This is a genomic window from Bacteroidota bacterium (genome assembly GCA_016713765.1).
In the GTDB taxonomy this organism is placed as follows: Bacteria; Bacteroidota; Bacteroidia; order AKYH767-A; family 2013-40CM-41-45; genus Pollutiaquabacter; species Pollutiaquabacter aromativorans.
In genome coordinates this window covers 2,081,726-2,101,762 of record JADJON010000001.1, presented here as the reverse complement: position 1 = coordinate 2,101,762, position 20,037 = coordinate 2,081,726, and the positions used below count along the sequence as shown (strand labels likewise).

At 53.8% G+C, this 20,037-nt stretch carries 20 protein-coding genes; 5 read left to right on the top strand and 15 right to left on the bottom strand.

All coding sequences use genetic code 11. The annotated features are described in order from the left end of the window. Positions 1–219: 219 nt before the first annotated feature. On the top strand, positions 220–1,599 hold the full coding sequence (gene mgtE / locus IPJ96_08045; protein ID MBK7910300.1) for a magnesium transporter: 1,380 nt from the start codon (positions 220–222) through the stop codon (positions 1,597–1,599). A 12-nt stretch (positions 1,600–1,611) separates the two neighbouring features. After that, positions 1,612–2,082 carry a copper resistance protein NlpE N-terminal domain-containing protein gene (locus tag IPJ96_08040; GenBank protein ID MBK7910299.1) on the top strand — a complete coding sequence of 157 codons (471 nt, stop codon included), beginning with the start codon at positions 1,612–1,614 and terminating at the stop codon, positions 2,080–2,082. Positions 2,083–2,096: 14 nt separating this feature from the next. Here the strand turns inward: IPJ96_08040 and IPJ96_08035 are convergent, their stop codons facing one another. Together IPJ96_08035 and IPJ96_08030 are read right to left on the bottom strand one after the other, a co-directional pair. After that, positions 2,097–2,879 (bottom strand): DUF1573 domain-containing protein, encoded by a 783-nt coding sequence (locus IPJ96_08035; protein MBK7910298.1) that lies wholly within the window; start codon positions 2,877–2,879, stop codon positions 2,097–2,099. Positions 2,880–2,883: 4 nt separating this feature from the next. After that, entirely contained in the window at positions 2,884–4,275 is a 1,392-nt protein-coding gene (locus IPJ96_08030) for a peptidoglycan synthetase (GenBank protein ID MBK7910297.1), read from the bottom strand. A 119-nt stretch (positions 4,276–4,394) separates the two neighbouring features. On the opposite strand from IPJ96_08030, the gene IPJ96_08025 reads away from it, so the two are divergent. Continuing rightward, on the top strand, positions 4,395–5,237 hold the full coding sequence (locus IPJ96_08025; protein ID MBK7910296.1) for an MBL fold metallo-hydrolase: 843 nt from the start codon (positions 4,395–4,397) through the stop codon (positions 5,235–5,237). Here the strand turns inward: IPJ96_08025 and IPJ96_08020 are convergent. The 10 genes from IPJ96_08020 to IPJ96_07975 all read right to left on the bottom strand — a co-directional run bounded on the left by IPJ96_08020 (position 5,225) and on the right by IPJ96_07975 (position 14,579). After that, entirely contained in the window at positions 5,225–7,288 is a 2,064-nt protein-coding gene (locus IPJ96_08020; GenBank protein ID MBK7910295.1) for a ComEC/Rec2 family competence protein, read from the bottom strand. The genes IPJ96_08025 and IPJ96_08020 overlap by 13 nt on opposite strands. Positions 7,289–7,383: 95 nt before the next feature. Further along, positions 7,384–8,505, bottom strand: a complete 1,122-nt coding sequence (gene lpxB / locus IPJ96_08015; protein ID MBK7910294.1) for a lipid-A-disaccharide synthase — start codon at positions 8,503–8,505, stop codon at positions 7,384–7,386. Next, positions 8,502–8,804, bottom strand: a complete 303-nt coding sequence (locus IPJ96_08010; protein MBK7910293.1) for a hypothetical protein — start codon at positions 8,802–8,804, stop codon at positions 8,502–8,504. The genes lpxB and IPJ96_08010 overlap by 4 nt, the downstream gene beginning before the upstream one ends. After that, entirely contained in the window at positions 8,794–9,099 is a 306-nt protein-coding gene (locus IPJ96_08005; GenBank protein ID MBK7910292.1) for a hypothetical protein, read from the bottom strand. Before IPJ96_08005 ends, IPJ96_08010 begins: the two co-directional genes overlap by 11 nt. Beyond that, positions 9,074–9,865, bottom strand: a complete 792-nt coding sequence (surE, locus tag IPJ96_08000; protein MBK7910291.1) for a 5'/3'-nucleotidase SurE — start codon at positions 9,863–9,865, stop codon at positions 9,074–9,076. Before surE ends, IPJ96_08005 begins: the two co-directional genes overlap by 26 nt. A gap of 122 nt (positions 9,866–9,987) precedes the next feature. Continuing rightward, positions 9,988–10,440, bottom strand: a complete 453-nt coding sequence (locus IPJ96_07995; GenBank protein ID MBK7910290.1) for an Hsp20/alpha crystallin family protein — start codon at positions 10,438–10,440, stop codon at positions 9,988–9,990. 209 nt (positions 10,441–10,649) lie between these two features. Next, positions 10,650–12,605, bottom strand: coding sequence for a hypothetical protein (locus IPJ96_07990; GenBank protein ID MBK7910289.1), 1,956 nt, complete (start codon positions 12,603–12,605; stop codon positions 10,650–10,652). Positions 12,606–12,745: 140 nt separating this feature from the next. Next, positions 12,746–13,618 (bottom strand): hydroxymethylglutaryl-CoA lyase, encoded by an 873-nt coding sequence (locus IPJ96_07985; protein ID MBK7910288.1) that lies wholly within the window; start codon positions 13,616–13,618, stop codon positions 12,746–12,748. Then, a complete protein-coding gene (locus tag IPJ96_07980; protein ID MBK7910287.1) occupies positions 13,608–14,111 on the bottom strand; it encodes a TlpA family protein disulfide reductase in 504 nt (167 codons plus the stop codon). Before IPJ96_07980 ends, IPJ96_07985 begins: the two co-directional genes overlap by 11 nt. Before the next feature lie 6 nt (positions 14,112–14,117). After that, entirely contained in the window at positions 14,118–14,579 is a 462-nt protein-coding gene (locus IPJ96_07975) for a DUF4920 domain-containing protein (GenBank protein MBK7910286.1), read from the bottom strand. Positions 14,580–14,716: 137 nt separating this feature from the next. Here IPJ96_07975 and IPJ96_07970 point away from each other — a divergent pair, with 137 nt between their 5' ends. Beyond that, positions 14,717–15,397, top strand: coding sequence for a tetratricopeptide repeat protein (locus tag IPJ96_07970; GenBank protein ID MBK7910285.1), 681 nt, complete (start codon positions 14,717–14,719; stop codon positions 15,395–15,397). Positions 15,398–15,459: 62 nt separating this feature from the next. Then, positions 15,460–15,954: a 6,7-dimethyl-8-ribityllumazine synthase gene (locus IPJ96_07965; protein ID MBK7910284.1), complete on the top strand. Its 495-nt coding sequence runs from the start codon at positions 15,460–15,462 to the stop codon at positions 15,952–15,954. Positions 15,955–16,002: 48 nt separating this feature from the next. Here the strand turns inward: IPJ96_07965 and IPJ96_07960 are convergent, their stop codons facing one another. The 3 genes from IPJ96_07960 to IPJ96_07950 form a co-directional block, all read right to left on the bottom strand. Then, on the bottom strand, positions 16,003–17,085 hold the full coding sequence (locus IPJ96_07960; protein ID MBK7910283.1) for a T9SS type A sorting domain-containing protein: 1,083 nt from the start codon (positions 17,083–17,085) through the stop codon (positions 16,003–16,005). Between the two features lie 135 nt (positions 17,086–17,220). Next, positions 17,221–19,299, bottom strand: a complete 2,079-nt coding sequence (locus IPJ96_07955) for a T9SS type A sorting domain-containing protein (protein ID MBK7910282.1) — start codon at positions 19,297–19,299, stop codon at positions 17,221–17,223. A gap of 12 nt (positions 19,300–19,311) precedes the next feature. Next, positions 19,312–20,007, bottom strand: a complete 696-nt coding sequence (locus IPJ96_07950; GenBank protein MBK7910281.1) for a WG repeat-containing protein — start codon at positions 20,005–20,007, stop codon at positions 19,312–19,314. Positions 20,008–20,037 lie beyond the last annotated feature (30 nt).

Sequence of the window (20,037 nt, the reverse complement as noted above, 5' to 3'; positions counted from 1 at the left end):
ACTGTTCACTGTTCACTGTTCACTATTCACTATTCGCTATTCGCTCCTGCCTTCGCTAAAGCTTCGGCAGGCAAGATTCACTATTCACTGTTCACTGTTCACTATTCACTCTTTACGATTCACTGTTCACTTTTCCCCCACGAAAAGCTTCCATTCCGCCCCCTTTTTCCCTAACTTGCCTTCGGATTTGAAAGTCAACCCGAAAATGGACGACCATCCATGGTTAGTGCGGAAGAAAAGGAACTGCTGGCGGAACGTTTCGTCACCGGCAACCTCTATAAGCTGAAGCATCTCACTGCTATGGTTCAGCCGGAGGAACTTGCCGAGCTGATCAACGAATCCCCCCACATTGACGTAATTAAAGTGTTTCAGGTACTCGACGCCGAAAAGGCGGTGAAGACCTTCGAACACCTTGATTTTGAGCGTCAGGAAGCCCTCCTGCTGTCCTTCAGCGTGGATCAGCTTTCGTCAACCCTCAATGCCCTTTCCCCTGACGACCGGACGGCACTGTTCGAAAAGCTACCGACCGAAACGCTTCGGAAATACCTCTCCCTGCTGACTGCCGAAGAGCGGAAAACTGCCAACCAACTGCTCCAGTATCCCGAAGACTCCATCGGGCGACTGATGACGCCGGATTTCATTTCCGTCAAGGAGCACTGGACCGTGCAGCAGGCCCTCGATTACATCCGGAAGTATGGAAAGGACTCCGAGACCCTCAACATCATCTATGTCACCGACGAAAAGGGATTCCTGCAGGACGACATCAAAGTCCGTGACTTCCTACTCGCACCGCTTGACCTGCCGATCTCCGGGTTGATGGATCGAACTTATGTTTCACTCGATGCCCGGGATGACCAGGAAGTCGCGATCGAAGCCTTCAAGCAAACCGACCGGGTGGCCCTTCCGGTCACCGATTTCAACGGACTGTTATTGGGCATTGTGACCGTCGATGATATGGTCGACGTTATCGAAGAAGAAGATACCGAGGATATTCAAAAGTTCGGTGGTACCGAGGCACTTGAGGAACCGTACCTTAAAGTCTCGCTACGGGAAATGATCGGGAAACGAGCCGGTTGGCTGATCATCCTTTTTCTGGGTGAGATGCTTACGGCCAGTGCCATGGGGTACTTCGAAGACGAACTGAGCAAGGCCGTTGTATTGGCACTCTTTATTCCCCTGATCATATCTTCCGGCGGCAACAGCGGTTCCCAGGCGGCCACCCTGATCATTCGTGCCATGGCACTGGGCGAGGTCACGATCGAAACCTGGTGGCAGGTCCTGCGACGGGAATTCCTGTCCGGTCTGGCGCTCGGCGGCATCCTGGGCGTCATTGGATTCCTGCGCATCGCAACCTGGTCACTCTTCACCGATATCTATGGACCACACTGGGTAATGCTCGGCCTTGTAGTCGGATTTACATTGATAGGGGTCGTCTTATGGGGAACCATTACCGGCTCCATGTTCCCGATCCTGTTGAAACGCATCGGCGTCGACCCTGCCGTTTCATCCGCACCCTTCATCGCAACATTGGTCGACGTTACAGGGCTTGTTATTTACTTCGGGTTCGCATACCTGCTCTTGAAGGGTTCGATGCTTTAAGAATCCTGTTGGATGTTTCAGCACGACCACGATAAAAACTCCCTAAGGAAGCGGCTTATTCGCGTTTTCATTTTTCTGCTAATCCTGACTGCCTGTTCCAATCCAACTCCTGAAGAGCAGGAATCCGACTTGCCCGGACCTTTCCTGCCGTCGCAGACTGAATCCTACAGCGGAATCCTCCCCTGCAACGATTGTCCCGGCATCCGGACCAGCCTGACGCTTTTCCCTGATTCGTTGGCGTATCGACTGACAGAAGACTTTTCGGTTTCCGGCGAACAAGATTCCACCATGACCCGATCCGGCATTTATCAAATCGAGTACGGCTTGGGAGAAGATACACTCGCGGTCGTGATTCGATTGGATCCAGCATCCAACCAACCTGCCTTCTTCCTTCTGCTCGGGGATTCCGCTCTGGAAATGCTGGACGCAGCTCGAAGCCCTCAGGCTAATCCGATTGCCCACCGGCTCCGGAAAAATCGGTAAGCGAAATAGTCGACTTATTTCGTGACAGTACCCTTCACCTCGAACCTGATTTCCGGGGCTGCAGGATCGTTTTGAAAAAGCTGGAAGTTGCGTGACTCCTTACCCTCTTTGCCGAAAGAATCGTAGGTCAATTGAATGACCGTACTATCACCCGGCGCCAGGAGTTGTTTGGCGATTACGGTTTTGATACAACCACAAGCGGATCGCGTACGTCGCAAGATCAATTCCCGCTGTCCGTCATTGTAAACAGGAAATGCATGCTCCACTTTCGTGCCCTGGGAAATCGTACCGAAATCAAAAACGGTTTCCGGAATTCTCGAACGCTGGACCACCGCAGAATCTTCGGTACTTAAGGGAGCAAAATACTCGGTGATGTTTGCCGAGATGGTGATCACCTTCTGGGGCAGGTCGGTATCCGTAGTGGAAAAGATAAGCCGGTCAAATACCTGCCCGAAATCGTTCTTTTCTCGTGCATCGTAGCGAATGGCGATCCATCCTTCCGATCCTGATGCCAGTTCTTCGCCAGAAAGGCTGATCCGCAGGTGAGTCGGAACATCTTTCGGCAATTCCCAACGGATGCTGCTCGTTGCGGTGTTCAATACCTTCAGGGTATCCGAGCGCAGTTCGTTCGTCCTCACCTTTCCTAGTTTCAGGACAGAATCGGAGAACCGAAGGTTTCCCACTTTTTTCGGAAACCGGTCGTTGGTGGTAGGTTCCGAAGCAACCAGGCTGCGCTGGGCGGCCAATGGATATGCTTGAAACAAGAGAACCAGCAGGAGGCAACAGATACGGGTCATCGGCTTAGGCAGACGGAAGTAACGATTTTTCAGTCAATTCCCGTGCAAGTTCCTCCAGAGAGATTCCGTCAAAAGTTCCCGAACTCATGAATAGCAAAACGGTTCCACGCAGGTCCCGGTTGCGCAACTGGTCCAGCCAATCAGCGGAATCGGTGAATACCTGAAGATCGCCGCGGTCAAAGGCTTTTGCCACTCGATCCTTCGAGATGGATGGCAACCGCTTGTGCTCGATCGTATGGGGATTGAAATAAACCCAGGCCTCGTCCGCTGCCGCCATGCTGCCACGGTACTCATCCAGGAACTTCTCGTTCAGGCTGCTGAACGTATGCAGTTCCATCAGTGCGATCAGCTTCCGATCCGGGAACTGCTGACGAACAGCCTCGGTAGTGGCCTTCAATTTCGATGGTGAATGGGCAAAGTCCTTGTAAACCGCGCATTGATCATTCGATGCCAGGATTTCCAATCGCCGTGCAGCTCCCCGGAAACTGGCGATCGCGTGGTAGAACTGTTCATCCGAGACACCCAAGGCATGACAGACCAGCCGGGCACCTTCCAGGTTCATGAGGTTGTGTTTTCCGAACACTTCGATCGGTACCGGACCGATCGTCGTATCCAGTATCGTGCGCCCGTTCTCGATCCGGTGGGCGGGGATTCCGTATGGTACCCGCTCCGCCCCGACCTCGGCGATATGCATTAACCGGTTCACTTCCGGGTCTTCCTGGCAGTAGATCACCTTCCCTGCTGGTGGCACTTGCTCCACATAGATTCGGAACTGATCAAAGTACTGCTCATAGGTCGGAAACACATTGATATGGTCCCAGGCAATTCCGCTCAACAAGGCTATATCTGCTTTGTACAAATGGAACTTGGGACGACGATCTACCGGAGAAGCGAGGTATTCATCCCCTTCCAACACGATCAAAGGCGCGTTGGTGATCCGCACCATGGTATCAAAGCCTTCCAGCTTGGCGCCGACCAGGTAGTCAAAATCGCGATCCAACGATTGGAGTACCCAAAGGATCATCGAGGTGATGGTGGTCTTGCCATGACTACCGCCGATGACAACCCGGGTCTTGTTCTTAGAATGTTCATACAGGTACTCCGGGTAGGAATATACCCGAAGCCCCAGCTCGCGGGCTCGCTGCAGTTCGGGATTGTCTTCACGGGCGTGCATGCCGAGGATGACCGCATCGGGCCGGTAATTCAGGCGATCGGGAAACCAGCCAATCGCTTCCGGGAGTAGTCCGGCTGCCTGTAACCGTGAACGCGACGGCTCGTTGATCTCATCGTCGGATCCCGTCACCCGAAATCCCAACTGATGCAAGGCCAGCGCGAGGTTGTGCATCGCGGCTCCGCCGATCGCAATGAAATGTACAGAAGTGGGCTGTTGCGACATGAACGCTTCTTTGGCGAAAGATCGTAAGGATGCCGGGAACGAACCGAACCGGTACCCGGGCGATTTGCACAGCGTTTCCCACAGTCCTTTTGCGTATTTTGCCGTAGTCTATACCACTTATGAAGCTCCATTCCATCGATACCGGTCATTTCAAACTCGACGGCGGCGCCATGTTCGGGGTTGTTCCAAAAACCATCTGGCAAAAGCTGAATCCGCCCGATGAAAACAACCTATGCAGTTGGGCCATGCGTTGTCTGTTAGTAGAAGCCGGCGACCGACTGATCCTGATCGACAACGGGATCGGCGATAAGCAGGATGCCAGGTTCTTCGGGCATTACTACCTGCATGGTAGCGGTAATCTGAGTCGTTCGCTCCAGTCAAAAGGTTTCCAGGAAGCCGATATCACGGACGTGTTTCTCACCCATCTGCACTTCGATCATTGCGGCGGCAGTATCCGATGGAATAGTGACCGGACCAAATTCGAACCTGCGTTTCCCAACGCCACTTATTGGAGCAATGAAAAGCACTGGCAATGGGCGACTCAACCGAATGCCCGGGAAAAGGCATCCTTTCTGAAAGAGAATATACTTCCGATCGAGGAAAGCGGACACCTTCGCTTCCTGAAAGAAGGCGAAGATCTGCTGCCCGGATTCTCCGTCCGCCTGGTTCACGGACATACGGAATCCATGATGCTGCCCGTAATCGACTACAAAGGAAGGAAGCTTGCCTACTGCGCTGACCTCATGCCTTCTGTCGCTCATTTGCCGGTGCCGTACGTCATGGCCTACGATACACGGCCCCTGCTGTCACTCGGAGAAAAAGCCGCCTTTCTCGAGGACGCCATGAACGGCAATTGGACACTCTTCTTCGAGCACGATCCGGTGATCGAATGCTGCAACCTCCAACGCACGGAAAAAGGGATCCGGCAGGCTGAAGCCTTTGACCTGGATCAGTGGGTTTGATCGATTAACGATTTCGACCAATATCCTCGTTCACTTACCGGAAAGACGTTGGAAATACGATTGACCGGCAATCTGCGGAGAGACCCATCCGCGATTATCTCCTGCTCTCGGCTGTTGCTTACCACCCGTAGCGGCCGACCCGCTTTTCTCAGAATGATTGTTCCGTTCCGTCCGATCGGTGTCGATCCGTCGGTTAGCCAGTACACATCCTTTCCGATCACCAGGCAATCCCCTTCCTTCAAGAACATCCCACCACTTTCCCGCAGTGAAATGCTGTTCTTGAGCAGGTAAGTTTGACACACTTTGGGATCGATCCCCCGAAAATTCAAATGCGCGTCAATACGGCTTCGGATTCCCGGCGATAAGTCGACCGTATCAACCAACAAGAAGGCTTTGGACCCGGTTTTGAGCAGGCAAACAGATGCTCGAACAGGCAATACCGAAATATCCGCTTCGGAAAGTTGTTGTTGTCTGACATTTACCTGGACACCCAGACAGATCATAACTGAAAACAGCCCTGCCAGCAACAGTCTCCCGTTTCCTGAAATTACCCAGCGATGTATGCACAAGACCAACAGGCTCAATGCCGTTAACTGGGTCACGTTTATCCAAATACCCGTTGTTTGTGCGCATGGCAAATCGCCCATCCACTCGACAAGGGCCAGAAATGCATCCATGAAGTGTTGCAACAGCGAGCCTAACAAGGGGCCAAGACCGGCGATAGGCCCCAGGAACAACAACACCAGCCCGGCGAACATCGCAAGTGTGCTCAGTGGAATAATGATCGCGTTCGTGAGCAGGAATAAATTCGGAAACTGATGAAAGTAATACAGCCCGAGCGGAAATGTGAACCACTGTGCGGCCACGCTCACTGACATGAACTCCCAGACGCGTTGGCCCAACTTCGTTCGTACCGGACTTCGCTCGCGCAACCAGGGATAGAGGGCCAAGATGCCTCCCACGGCTGCGTAGGACAATTGAAATCCGACATCCGCGGGAAGTGACGGATCCGCTACGGTCAACAGAAAGATCGAAGCCGCCAGCGAGTTCCATACCGCAGCCGGGCGGTTGACCAGGTTGCTTCCGAGCACCAGGCTTAACATGGCGGCGGACCGGAGCACAGCCGGAGAAGCGCCGGTAAGGAAAGCGTACAACCAGATGAACAAGAGCGACAATACTTGTTGCAATCGTTTCCCGAATGTGCGCCTGTTCAGAAAGCCCAGCAGCATCCTGATCGCGGCATAAACAAGCCCGACATGCAGTCCGGAGACGGAGAGAACATGCAACGTCCCGGTAGCGGAAAAAGCCTGCATCACTTCGGCATCCACGGCATCGTCGTATCCGAGCACCAGCGCCGACATCACCGCCCAGGCTTCATCGCGTAAGCCGGCTTCCCGAAAAATGTTAAGCAGCCTCTCACGATACAGGCTGAATCGCAGCGCAAGCGAAGGATCGGGGTCCGGATCAACAGCCACCAGCTTGTTCGCCGAGATTCTCAATTCGTGATGAATCCCATGGTCGGCCAGCCAGGCTGTGAAATCGAAGGTTCCCGGAAATGGAAGGCTGTTCAGCTTTCGCGGACGGTCGTACACCCAGAACCGGTCGTTCAACCGTACGGGAAGGCTGTCGGGAGCATACACCACTACGCGGCCTTCTGCGCGTAACAAGCCACCGGCATGCTCTACCGCCATCACCTCGGCGATCAATCGCTTCCCGGAAGCTGTTATCCTGGGAGCTTCGGAAAAATGCAGCAGCCACGCGGTGGCTTGTTCGTCATGCGAAAAATGAAAGGGAGACTGGAGCGCTTTAACCCGTGAGGCTCCCAATTGGTAGCCGGCGGAAAACAAGAAAACTGATGCCAAGGCACCATATATCCAACGTTCACGATACGCAAGCCATCCGCGCGGATGATAGGCCAGCACCATCAGGATCAGGCAAGCGATTCCTGTTAAGAGCAGCAATGCCGGATGCAACGACCGGTCGAGACTCCCCCACCACCATCCGAACAACAAGACCGGTAAGAGGCGAATAAACGGAAACGCCTTTTTCACACCGGAACAAAACTACCGCACCGGAACCTGCCAGCGAAGGGGTTGAATGATTCAACCGCTTTTAAGCAACTGCCTGTAAGCGGAAAAAGAAAAGCTTATCGGGCAACCGTCAGATAGCGAAACATCTGTCTGGCAGCCAGTGCGGATGCTCCGGCTCCTCCAAGTTTCGTTTCCAATAATTCGAAATCGTGCAATTGCTGTTGCCGCCGCTCTCCGTCAAGCAACTGAGCCAGCTCCCTCCGTAGGTTGTCAACGGTCAGGTCCTGCTGAATGAGTTCCCGCACCACTTCACGGTCCATGATCAGATTCACCAACGAAATGAATTTGATCTTGACCAACGCTCGAGCAATTACGTAGGAGATTCGTCCGCCCTTGTAACAGACGACCTCGGGAACTTTGAACAATGCCGTCTCGAGGGTGGCGGTGCCGGAGGTCACCAAAGCAGCACGCGCATGCCGAAGAACGGGATAGGTTTCTCCTTGCAACACGCGGACTTCCCGTTCGCCGATCAATTGCCGGTAATAACCCAGGGGCTGTGAAGGTGCAGCGGCGATCACAAATTGAAACGCGGGAAAAGTTTTTGCAGCTTCCAACATCAACGGCAGCATCGTGCCGATCTCCTGTTTGCGACTCCCGGGCAAGAGCGCCACGAGCGGCCGATCATCCAAACCGTGTTGCTTCCTCCAACTGATTTCGTCTTCTCCTCCGGGCCAATGGGCAATCGCATCCAGCAAGGGGTGGCCGACGAAATCGACCTCCATGCCGAAACGCGCGTAGAACTCCTGTTCAAACGGAAGGATCACGAACATGCGCTCCACATCCCGTTTGATCTTGTGCACACGCGACTGTTTCCAGGCCCAAATTTGCGGACTGATGTAATAAAACACCCGGATGCCCTGTCGCTTCGCCCATTCGGCGATCCGGAGATTGAATCCCGGGTAATCCACCAGTATCAAGACATCCGGTTGAAAACGCAGAATGTCTTCCTTGCACCAGGACAGGTTACGCATGATTGTGCGCAGATTCATGAGCACTTCAGTGAAACCCATAAACGCCAGTTCACGGTAGTGCTTCACGATATCCACGCCCTGTTCCGTCATCAGGTCTCCACCCCATCCACGAAAATCCGATCCGGCATCCAGCTTTCGCAGTTCGCGCACCAGGTTGGCGGCGTGCAGATCGCCGGATGCTTCTCCTGAAATGATGTAATACTTCATAGGACGAATTTCAGGAGGACGATCAAACCACCGTAGATGAACATGGAAAACAGGACACCCCGGGCAGTCTTTTCCAGGTTGAATCGCAGACAGAGGAAGAACAGACCGAGGTTCGCGATCAGGCTCAAACTTATGACGTGGGACAATACGTGTCGCTCATAGTATCGCTGGATCATCTCCACCACACCGGCGTTCTGAATCAGCGAAGTGTAGAACGCGAAGGCCAGGAACGGCAACACGAGCCCGGCAAGGAGTCCGCCGTATAAAATATCCAGTCGTTTTCTCGTTTCAGCCTGCATGTCGGAATCGGTAGTACCAAAAAGCGTAAGCCATGGCTGTCAGGAAGGTAACCATCAACCATCCGCGACCGGTGTGCTCCCGTTTGTAATTGATCACCAGAAGTCGAAAGACGATAGCCGCTACAAGTAAGGTAAAGAGTTGCGGATGCGGGGCGATCGACCAGCGATCATTTCCAGTCTGCTCCGTCAACCAGCTACCCAGATGACCCAGAAGGTAATTCAGCAGCGGCAAGAAGATGAGCGCTGATAAAGCTCCCGCCAGGAACGAATCAGCGGGCAATCTTATTGAGCTCATATCCCTGTTCATTCAGGAAAGGAATCGCGTGATGGGCGGTAAAGTCGAACTGTACGGGAACCACCGACACATAACCGTTGGCGAGCGCCCATTCATCGGTATCCTCTCCCCGGTCATGATTGACAAACTTTCCGGTTAGCCAATAGTACTTGCGCCTGGTCGGATCGATCCGTTCGTCGAACTCCTCCTCCCACTTTGCCATTGCCTGCCGGCAGATCTTGATTCCTTTCAAATCCTCAAGCGGCAAACTCGGAATGTTGACATTCAACAAAGATCCCTGCGGCAAGCCTTTCTCCAGCACACGGGAAGCGACGATCCGCGCAACGTGAGCGGCGCCGGAGAAATCGGCATCGAGGGAATAGTTCAAGAGAGAAAATCCAACCGAGGGAATGCCTTCGATAGCGCCTTCCATCGCGGCCGACATGGTACCGGAATAAATTACATTGATCGAGGAGTTGCTTCCGTGGTTGATACCGCTGACGCATAGATCCGGTTTCCGGGGAAGTATCTTGTCCATCGCGATCTTCACACAGTCCACCGGCGTTCCGCTGCATTGATACCAGTCATGATCGCCGTGCACCTCCACCTTGTCCAAACGAAGCATGTTGTGGATCGTAATGGCGTGGCCCATGCCCGACTGGGGGCTATCCGGCGCCACCACATACAGATCTCCCAGTGCACTCATGGCGTTGACCAATGCATGCAAACCGGGAGCGGTGATACCGTCGTCATTGGTGACCAGGATCAGCGGACGTCCATTACCCATAACAGCAAATGCGTTTGAATGCCGCAAAGGTAGTAAAAAGCGAGGGCCGGGCTACAGAACAAAGAAGCGCCGCCGGACCATACCGGCGACGCTAACCCACTACTCAACACAGAAATTTACACTCAGGCCACCGTGATCTCACGGCCGGCTTTTTTCTTCTCTTCCACGCGCTTGGGCAGGTTGATGGAAAGCACTCCATTGTTGTATTCCGCCTGGATCTGTTCGGCGTCGACATGCTCGGGCATGGTAAAGCTGCGGCGGAAAGAGGAGTAGGAAAACTCCTTACGCGTGAACTTGCTGCCTTCTTCCTTCTTTTCTTCTTTGCGTTCGGCGCGGATGGTCAGGACCCCATTCTCCACCTCGACTTTGAAATCAGCCTTGTTCATTCCCGGTGCGGCGAGTTCGATGTGAAAGCGCTCCGGAGTCTCGCTGATGTTGACTGCCGGAACCGAACGGAAAGCGTCCTTCGGCAGAAGTTCATCGTTGAAGAAATCGTTGAAGAAGTCTCCAAAGACCGTCGGGAAACCCGTGTAACGGTCTGCGATCGGATTGTTGCGGAATTTAATCAGTGTCATGGCTATTGATTTTTCGTTGTACGACCCCGATTCGACAAGAGGCGTACCAAGCCTTTTTGTGCGATCCAATCCGCATGATAAATGTCAAATTGACTTTTCCGATGCGGGTAAAGAAGTCAATTCGTCGCTATTCTCGACCGGTGATTGACAAAATTTCACAAAAAAAGAGGAGCTGAAAGGCTCCTCTTTTCATTCATTGCCGGTAGCAATTATTTCGGGAATGCGGCTTTCGCCTGCTTGATGTCCTGATCGAAGGTGGTCTGTGTAATGTTGTTATCGTTTCGGAAAAAGAAGACCCCGCCCCAATTGTAAACGATTTTCTGGTAGTTCGTAGCAGCACCGTCTTTTTTGACAACCGTACGATAGATGGTCCGGTTACTCTCTGTAACGGTTTCTTCCGTTACACCATCCCGGTAATCCGAGTCGACGATCTTCGGAACGGAGGTGGTCGTCTTACCAGCTGTACTGCTCTTTTTGGTTGTATCCTGAGCGGAGGCTTTATTGAGCAACTGCTTCTTGGCTTCGATCTCCGCCAGCATCTTCGCTTTGCGGTCATTCTCTTCCTTCTCGGCCAATGCACGTTGTGCCCGGGCACTTGAATCCTGACGAGCTTTCTCGGCAGCCAGTGCGGCCTGTCGGTCGGCATCCGCCTTTGCTTTCGCTTCCGCGTCTGCACGGGCCTTGGCTTCCGCTTCCCGCTTGACTCGGTCGGCTTCGGCTTTCGCAAGGGAGTCACGACGGGTTTGCTCGGCGAGTTCTGCCAGGCGCTTCGCTTCAGCAGCTTCCTTATCCTTTTGGATCTTCTCTTGCCGCGCCTTCTCTTCGGCCAGTACACGGTCACGTGCTTCCTGCTCGGCTCTGGCGATCGAATCCTGACGCGCCTTTTCACGAGCCTTCGCTTCTGCTTCTGCTCTTAGCTTAGCTTCCGCGTCGGCTTTGAGTTTCGCGTCGGCTTCTGCTTTCAGGCGAGCGCGTTCAGCATTTTCCGCGGCTACGATTGAATCCTGACGTGCTTTTTCCTTTGCTTTAGCTGCTTCTGCCTGAGCACGCGCGTCCGCCTCTGCCTTGGCTCTTGCGGCGGCCTCGGCGCGAAGACGAGCTTCTTCAGCTTTCGCCAGCGAATCCGCTACTTGTTTCTTCCGGGCTTCCTCCGCGATGGCTCTTGCTTTGGCATCCGCCTCGGCTTTTGCAATGGCATCCGCCTCGGCCTTCAGCCTTGCCCGCTCAGCGGCTTCGGCCGCAACGATTGAATCTTGTCTTGCTTTCTCGGCGGCTTTCGCTTCCGCCTCCAGACGGGCCTGCTCGCGCAAGCGGGCTTGCTCCGCTAAACGGGCCTGCTCGGCATCGGCTTTGGCGATGGAATCCTGTCGGGCTTTTTCTCTTGCCTCTGCGAGCGCTTTCGCCTTTGCTTCGGCGGCGGAAAGACTGTCGAGGCGCGCTTGTTCGCGCATAGCTGCCGACGCAGCCGCCTGGACACGGGCCAACGAATCGAGGCGCGCACGCTCCTGCTCCTTCTTTAACCGGTCCTGCTCGGCCCGTTGTGCCATCAACTGGGCCTCCCGATCCTTGGCCTTGGCCAGCGAGTCATTCCAAACCTTATTCAGAGAATCCAGGCGAGCACGCTCTTGTTGACGCCGAAGTTCTTCCGCCTGCCGGCGTGCAAGATCCTGTTCGGCCTGGATCTGCTTCGTGTAACTGGCGTCATGGACAAAATCCTCATAAGTAGGATTAAAGGCAATCCGGGCAACCGGTTTGTTCATGGATGCATTCTGAGAAACTCCCGCTACATCCTCGAACATATCGATGTTGAACTCGTTCTGAAAAATGATGTCGGCCTGATCGGCCGGCACTTTGGTACTAAAAATAACGGATTTGGGCACAAGGCCGTACTGGGAGAAATTGATGGTGTAATCGTGCTGCAACTCCATGCGGAAGGAGAAGGTCCCATTCGCCTGCGAGGTGATGGTCTGTGGGGGAATGCCCGGACAATTAACGGCAATCGAAACGCCGCCGACGGGCTTATTGTCCTTCCGCACCTTTCCGGTGACCTCCACGTACCCGGTACGTTGGGCCATAACGCCCATGGAAGCGAAGAAAAGAAGGAATAAAATCACCAACCGGAAGTACCGGCTTCCTGAGGCAGGAATCGTTTGAATGTTACGCACGCAGACTGATTCGAATTAAGGTATAACAAAGGTACGGAGTAGAACCCCGTTTATTGTATGAATTTCAGACTTTTCCGGAGAAATTTGCACACGTTTCTCCGGTATTCAAATACCGTACCTGTACGAGAAAGTTTCAGTAATCAGGCGTGAAAAATCTCACCGGCCATGGCTACGGCCCTGGACCAGGCTTCCGCATTCAGCCCCATGGCTGAAGGCCCGCCGAATTTCGTCACCACCTGCTCGGTGGCAATATTTCCGACCAGATCATTGTTGGCCATCGGGCAGCCGCCGATACCCTTCAGGGCCAGATCGAAATTACGGCAGCCGCTTTCATAGGCGGCTGTAATTTTCTCTTCCCAGGTGGCAGGATGCGAATGAAGATGCGCTCCGAAGGTCACTTCCGGCACCGAAGGAATCAGGTGGGAAAACAAGGCCCGGATGTTTTCCGGATTACTGACCCCGACGGTGTCAGCCAAGGCGATCCTCCGGATGCCTTCATCGGCCAGTCTCTGCACCCACTGAACCGCCAGTTCGGGGCTCCAGGCTTCGCCATACGGATTGCCGAAACCCATCGAGATGTAGATGAGCACATCTTTCCCTGCCGTCTTCGCCAGCGATTGGATCTCCCGTACCCGCTCCAACGACTCTGCGATGGTCGCATTCGTATTCCTGCGTTGGAATTCCTCGCTGATCGAAAAAGGAAAACCCAGGTAACGGATCGGCTCGTGCTTACAGGCATCCTCCGCGCCGCGCACATTGGCCACGATGGCCAGCAGGGAGGTCGTGGTAGTCCGCAGATCGAGTTTCGATAATACTTCGGAAGTATCCCGCAATTGCGGAATGGCTTTGGGCGAAACGAAGCTGCCAAAATCGAGCGTATCAAAACCGACTTCCAACAGGGCTTGCAGGTAACGAGCCTTCACATCGGTCGGAATAAACTCCGGCCAACCCTGCATGGCATCCCGCGGACATTCGGTGAGCTGAATCGTTGACGTCATCGGATTATAATTCATTGAAGAGTTCGAACCAACGCAATTCCAGGTCGTCGCTTCTGACAAGGCGTGTACTACGAACCCGGTGTTTCCGGTCGATCAGGTAGATGGTCGGGGCTACTTCTATTCGATAGTCCTGTTTGACCTTGTTTACGTCAGCTGGCAGTAGTTCTGTCCAGCCGGCGGTGTGGGTAGCCAGTTGTTCCTTCCAGGCGGCTGCATCCGTCGTCAGGGCCACCGCGACGATTTCGAGATTGGCTCCATGCTCACGCTGGTAAAAGCGCTGCAAGTCGGGCAAGATGTATTCGCAAAAATGGCAACCGGGCTCATAGAAGAAGACGGCTACATAAGTCGCCTTGACCTTTGAAAGGCAAACGGGCTTTCCCTCCTGATCGATGCCTTTGATGTCGGGAGCGATCGTCCCTTCAGCCAAAACGGTATATCCGCTCGCATCCGTTTGGGCGCGAGCTTCTCCGATGATCAGGCAGAAGAGCAGCAGGAGAAGTGGCCGCATGGAGGTTTATTGGATCTTCACTCCGCTCGCCTCGAGGACCAATTCCACGAAAGGTTCGTTGATCGCGTTGATCTCCTCCTCCGACTTTCCGTCTTCTTTGGCATACTCCCGCAGGGTAGCCACATCGGTGGTGTCGTAATGCAAACGACCGGCTACGACCACTTGCTTTCCTGAAAGGTCTTTCGGCACGGTGAAACTGTGTTCGGGCATACGCACCAGCAGTGCGACACCGCTTCCCTGATCGAGGTTGAACCAGCAGCCTTCCGCCTGGCAGACCTCATTCACCTTACCGGCAAGTGTCGCGGTGGCTTCCGGTTTGTCCGTCAACAGGTTCTTCGCCTCGGCAGCCGGCACCGCAACCTTCTCATCGACCGGTCCGCCATAGCTGGTCGGCTGGTTGGCATTTTTGCAGGAAAAAGACAGGGTCAGGACCGTGGCTATCAGCAGCAGGGTGATTCTGGATTTCATAACTGCAAAGGTACATCCTGGGAGTCGATTTGTGGATTTGCTCAAAAACGTGTTGAAAACACGGATTTCAGCATCCTGAATCCTTGGAATAGCCACAAAAAAAGGTTATTTTTGCAGCCTTGTTTATTTGAACAAAAATGGCTGAAACTCAACAAGAACAGGAAATCAGCGTCCAGGAAGCGATCGGGCGCACGGAGCATTTCATCAACCAGAATCGCAAGAGCCTGGGTATCATCATCGGTGCCCTGGTCGTAGCGGTCGGCGGTTACCTGTTTTATCAGAAAGTATACGTTGCAGGTAAGGAGAAAGAAGCATCTACCGCCCTCTTCCATGCTGAAGCGTATTTCCGTCAGGACTCCCTCCGTCTTGCTATCAATGGCGATGGCAACAACATGGGCCTGGAGGAGATCGTGAACCAATACAGTGTCAGCCCCTCCGGCAACCTGGCTCGCTACTACCTCGGCATGGCTTATCTGCGCACCGGCGCTTTCGACAAGGCCGTAGAGTCGTTGAAGAGCTACGATGCGAAAGACGAGATTACCGGTTCGCTCGCTTACGGTGCAATCGGTGATGCCTATATGGAATTGAACAACGCCGACGAAGCCATTTCGTTCTACGAAAAGGCTTCCAAGGAAAAGCCGAACAACTTCACCACCCCGATCATGCTGATGAAGCTGGCCGGCGCGCTGGAAGGTAAATCCAATTTCAAGGAAGCGAAGGAAGTATACGAACGCCTCAAGAAGGACTATCCTGCCAGCACCGAAGGCACACAGGCCGAGAAATACATCTCCCGTGCCGAGGCGATGATCGGTAAATAACCCTAAACGAACGCATGAAAAAGGCTGCCCGAACGGCAGCCTTTTTCATATCCGCAGCATCCATGGCTACCCATCTGAAGAACCTGTCTGATTTCAACGCGGCCGAACTTCCTTCCGCGAAGGGAATGCGTTTTGCGCTGGTCGTTTCTTCCTGGAATGACAAGATCACCGGCGCACTCGCCGATGGAGCCCGGGAAGCGCTCTTAGCCGCTGGTTGTTCGGCGGAGGATATCGAACGGGTCGATGTACCGGGAAGCTATGAGTTACCCTTAGGAGCCCGCTGGATGGCCGACCAGCAGCGCTACGACGCCATCCTTTGCCTGGGCTGTGTGATCCAGGGAGAAACCCGGCACTTTGATTTCATCTGCGATGCCGTTGCGAACGGATTGATGGACCTGAATCTCGAGTACGGACTCCCCTTCATTTTCGGCGTGTTGACACCCAATACCCTGGAGCAAGCCATCGACCGGGCTGGCGGTAAACACGGGAACAAAGGTGTTGAGGCGGCAACCACGGCTATCCGCATGGTAGCCCTGAAGCGATCCATCAACAAATAAAAAAGGCGGAAAGAACATCTTCCCGCCTCCCTAAAACTCTTGCCTGGGTCAGTCGCGCACTTGAATGTTCGTAACACGATCATTCAGTCGCAATAGGTAGGGACCTTCGGCCAGGTGAAGTGAGGCCAGGTCCACCACCCGGATATTGGTACCTGCAACGCCATGCAACTGGTTAGAAAAAACGATCCGACCCTGCAGGTCCCTCAGTTCAAGGGATACCGGTGCTGCATTGGCCGCGTTCCAGCGTACGGTCAGGATGTTGCTGGCCGGATTCGGATAGGCCGTCAGATCACTTATTATATTCAGTGACTGAACTCCGGTTGTAAGCGGAGCATCTTTGTAACGGATTTGTGTAACCGTGCCCGTTGCCGTGGTATTGATCTGCAATACGGGAATCCCCTCTCCGTTTGCCAGCCATTTGTATTCGACGGTCGTGATCGCCGGGAGGTTCAAACCAAATCCAAGCGAGTCGATGTAGACACTGTCCTGTTCGACAATTGTACTGACAACCCGCAAGGCATTATAAGTTCCGTGCGGAGTCGTGACTGACCCCCATCCATCCACGACAGTCTGTCGGTTGCGATCCACCTGGAAGAAGAATCCGAGGGTGCTCGTCAGGTCCAGTTCGTAGCCGGAGTTCGAAGCAGCGGTATTCCCGAACGAGAGCGGGAATTCATAGTGGACATCGTGCGACGAATAGATGATCGGCAGTTGGGCGCCGTTGACAGTCGCGCCGAAGCCGGGTTGCTTATACTGCGTGCTGCTGTTGTAGAAGAAATTGAAGACATCGCTGACATTCACCGTTCCAAGGTTAAACGCCTGGCCCCGGGTTGCCTGATTAGCGCGGTTCGGATTGAACGGAAGGTCGCTGAACACGACGGAAAACACCGAAGCGGTCGCATTGACACTTAAGAACGTATCGATCGTTTGTCCATTGGACACCAACTGGGAAAAATCCCATACGGCATTGGCGCCGGTCGTGGTCAGATCGATTCCCGCAGTTGGTGCAGCGGTACTGACCCGGAAGGTGTCTCCGGCGGAAGGAAGATCGGCGGATTGGATGGTGATTTGTGCTTCTGCGATCGCAGGCAACAGGAAAGCCAGCACAAGCAAGTGGTACAGATTACGCATTTGGGTGATAGTTTCCGGTAAAGATACCGTTCTCGTTTGGTTGTCGTCGGAGTGCGCCTGAAATTCACCCTTGCGACAGGATGCAAAAAAACAGCGGCCCTTGGGGTACCGCTGTTTCTCGTGTAATTCGTATCGTTATCGGGTGATGAGCAAATTCCGGAGAATCAGTTGATCGGACTGACGTAGCCGGACCGTGTACAAGCCGTTGGCTACGGCAGGCAGACTGACACCTCGATTCAGATCAGGCGAAGTCTGATCCCATTCCTCCAGGTAAACCCGTTGTCCGATCGCGTCCAGCACTTCCAGTTGCAGGTGTCCGGTTTTCAGGTTTGTCGCCGACAATTGGAATGAACCCTGGCTGGGGTTCGGGAAGAGCGACAAAGAACCGTTCTGCGAACCGATCGACTGAACACCCAATACGATGTCGTACTGGATCGAATAGGCATTGCAGCCGTGGATATCGGTGACTTGAACGTAATAGACCCCGCTTTGAGTCATGACGAATGCGCTGTCGGTCGCGCCGGGAATCGCCGCTCCGTTGAGGTACCATTGGTAACTCAAGGCATGACTGCAATACAAGGTGTCGTTAATGTAAGTTACCGTAGGACGAATGGGTGCATAGACATTGATGTACCCGACCACATTCCGGGTACTCACCCCGTTGCTGTTGCCGGCACTAAGCGTGACGGCATAGCTGCCCGGGTTGTAATAACATACCGGTGCAGGATTCGCGCTAATGGAAACGGAAGGTATGCCACCCTGGAATGTCCACTGATAAATCGTCGCGTTCACCGAATTGTTGGTGAAGGTCACGCATTCTCCGATGCAAATGGACGTATCACTGGCGATGAAATCGGCTCTGGGGAAATTGGCCAGGCAGGCAGCAGCGGGACAAGAAGGATCGGGTTGGTACTTCCAGATATCAGCGTGGAAGCCCGTGTAATTCACATAGCCTCCCAACAACCAGAAGTAACCTTGTTGATCGGCATAAGGAAGCGGCCCGTAGCGATTACCAGGATAGTTGGTCGGATTGAAAACCCCGAGCGTGCCATATACGGGATCCGAGTTCGGTGTCTGGTTACCGCTGATGTAGGTCCATTTGAGCGTGGAGACATTGAAGAACCAAAAGTCGCCGTAACCCTCTGAAGGACCGAGGTCGTTGCCGCCACCATAGACGAAAAGATTCCCGCAGGAGTCGCGCCAGCAGGACCGATTCTCAAATCGTGCACCCGGCGTGTTAGCGGAATCTTCTACGCAGGCAGTACCGTAGATTTGTCCGGCACCCGGCACGTTGCTACCGGCCATCCAGGTCCATTGGTTAATGGAAGGATCGTACTTCCAGACATCATCAAAAATCCCCTGGGTCGAGTAGGCGCCAAACATCCAGAAGTTATCGTTATTGTCTTTCCAATGTGCATGTACCATCCGGTTGGAAGGCACGTTGGTGGAAGCGGCAACGCCTTTTGTTCCCCAGTTACCATTCTGGTATTGGAGATTGGGTCCAGCCATCCAGGTCCATTCATTGGTATTGACATCGTACTTCCAGGTATCGTTGTAACCATCACCACCGAAGAGCCACAGATTACCAGCGTTATCGACCCATGCCGCATTCGTTTCGATGCGTTGACCGGGATCGTTTGTCGGAGACGGTACACCCAATGTGCCCCAGTTGGCGGGAGCCATGCCTGTCTGGGATCCTTTCATCCAGGCCCAGAGGTTGGTGTTGATGTCGTATTTCCACAGATCCCCCATGTTGCCGGCATTGCCCACTCCACCATACAGCCAAAGATTACCGGATAGGTCCACCCAGGTGGCAGAGGTACGGCCTCGTCCTCCGGGCGTGTTACCGGGTGCAGCAACGCCCTGAGTGCCATATACGGGGTTACCGGAACCAGCGGCACCGTTACCGCTCATCCAGGTCCACAAGCCTGTTGCCGGGTCGAACATCCAGAGGTTATCGTTCCATCCGAAGCTGGTTCCACCGCCGTACTGCCAGAACTTTCCGTTCCGGTCGGTCCATTCGGAACCTTCGTAGATGCCTTGCGGCCAATTAGTCGGAGACGGGACTCCCTGGACTCCGAAACTTCCGGCGTAGTTTCCAAGTGTATCACCACCCATCCAGGCCCATTGACCGGCTTGCGCGTTCGAGGTGGATATTGAAATACCGGTCAGGAGGATGACCATCCATCCGGCAATGAGTAATTGCTTTCTCATGGGTTCAAAAGATTAGCGTTTACGTTTGGTGAATTCCTCTTCGGGCACTTCCAATTCGCGTGTCCGCTTACCTTTTGTATCGATGAAATACATCTTCTCCCCTTTTCGAACGAGTGACTCTCCGTTGTGGAATGATTGCGCGTCGTCGAAGGAGGCAGGCAAAATCCATTTACCGGCAGCATCGATGAATCCCCACTTCTTTCCGTCGTAAACCGGTGCAAGTCCGGAAGAAAAATTCCGGGCATTCTGATATTGCAACGCGATGATCGTCTGTCCATCCCGATTGATGTAACCGAATTTCCCACCGATCATCACCCGTGCGAGTCCGTCGCAAAACTCATCCGCCAGGTCGAACTGCGCGGGGATCGAATACGAACCATCCGGTCTGATCCAACCGTACTTACCATCCCTGGCTACGCGTGCAATCCCTTTGTTGAAGACACCGGCATCCGAAAACTGCAGCGGAATAACCTCCGTGCCGAAGACATCGAGAAAGCCACGAAGACTATCGCGGACCACCAGGGCCCTTCCTTCGATGAATTCGGAACCGGCATCGTAGGTGGCCGGCACCACGATAGCACCCTTGTCATCCCGGTAGCCGACTTTGGCTTTCATGTAAAACCGGATGAGGTGTTGTCCATACAACGGCCCGGAACCTGCCAGCAGGGTCAGGAAAACCATTAAATGAAGGAATCGGAATCTTCCCATCGCATTTGAATTTAGTTACCAAATGTAACC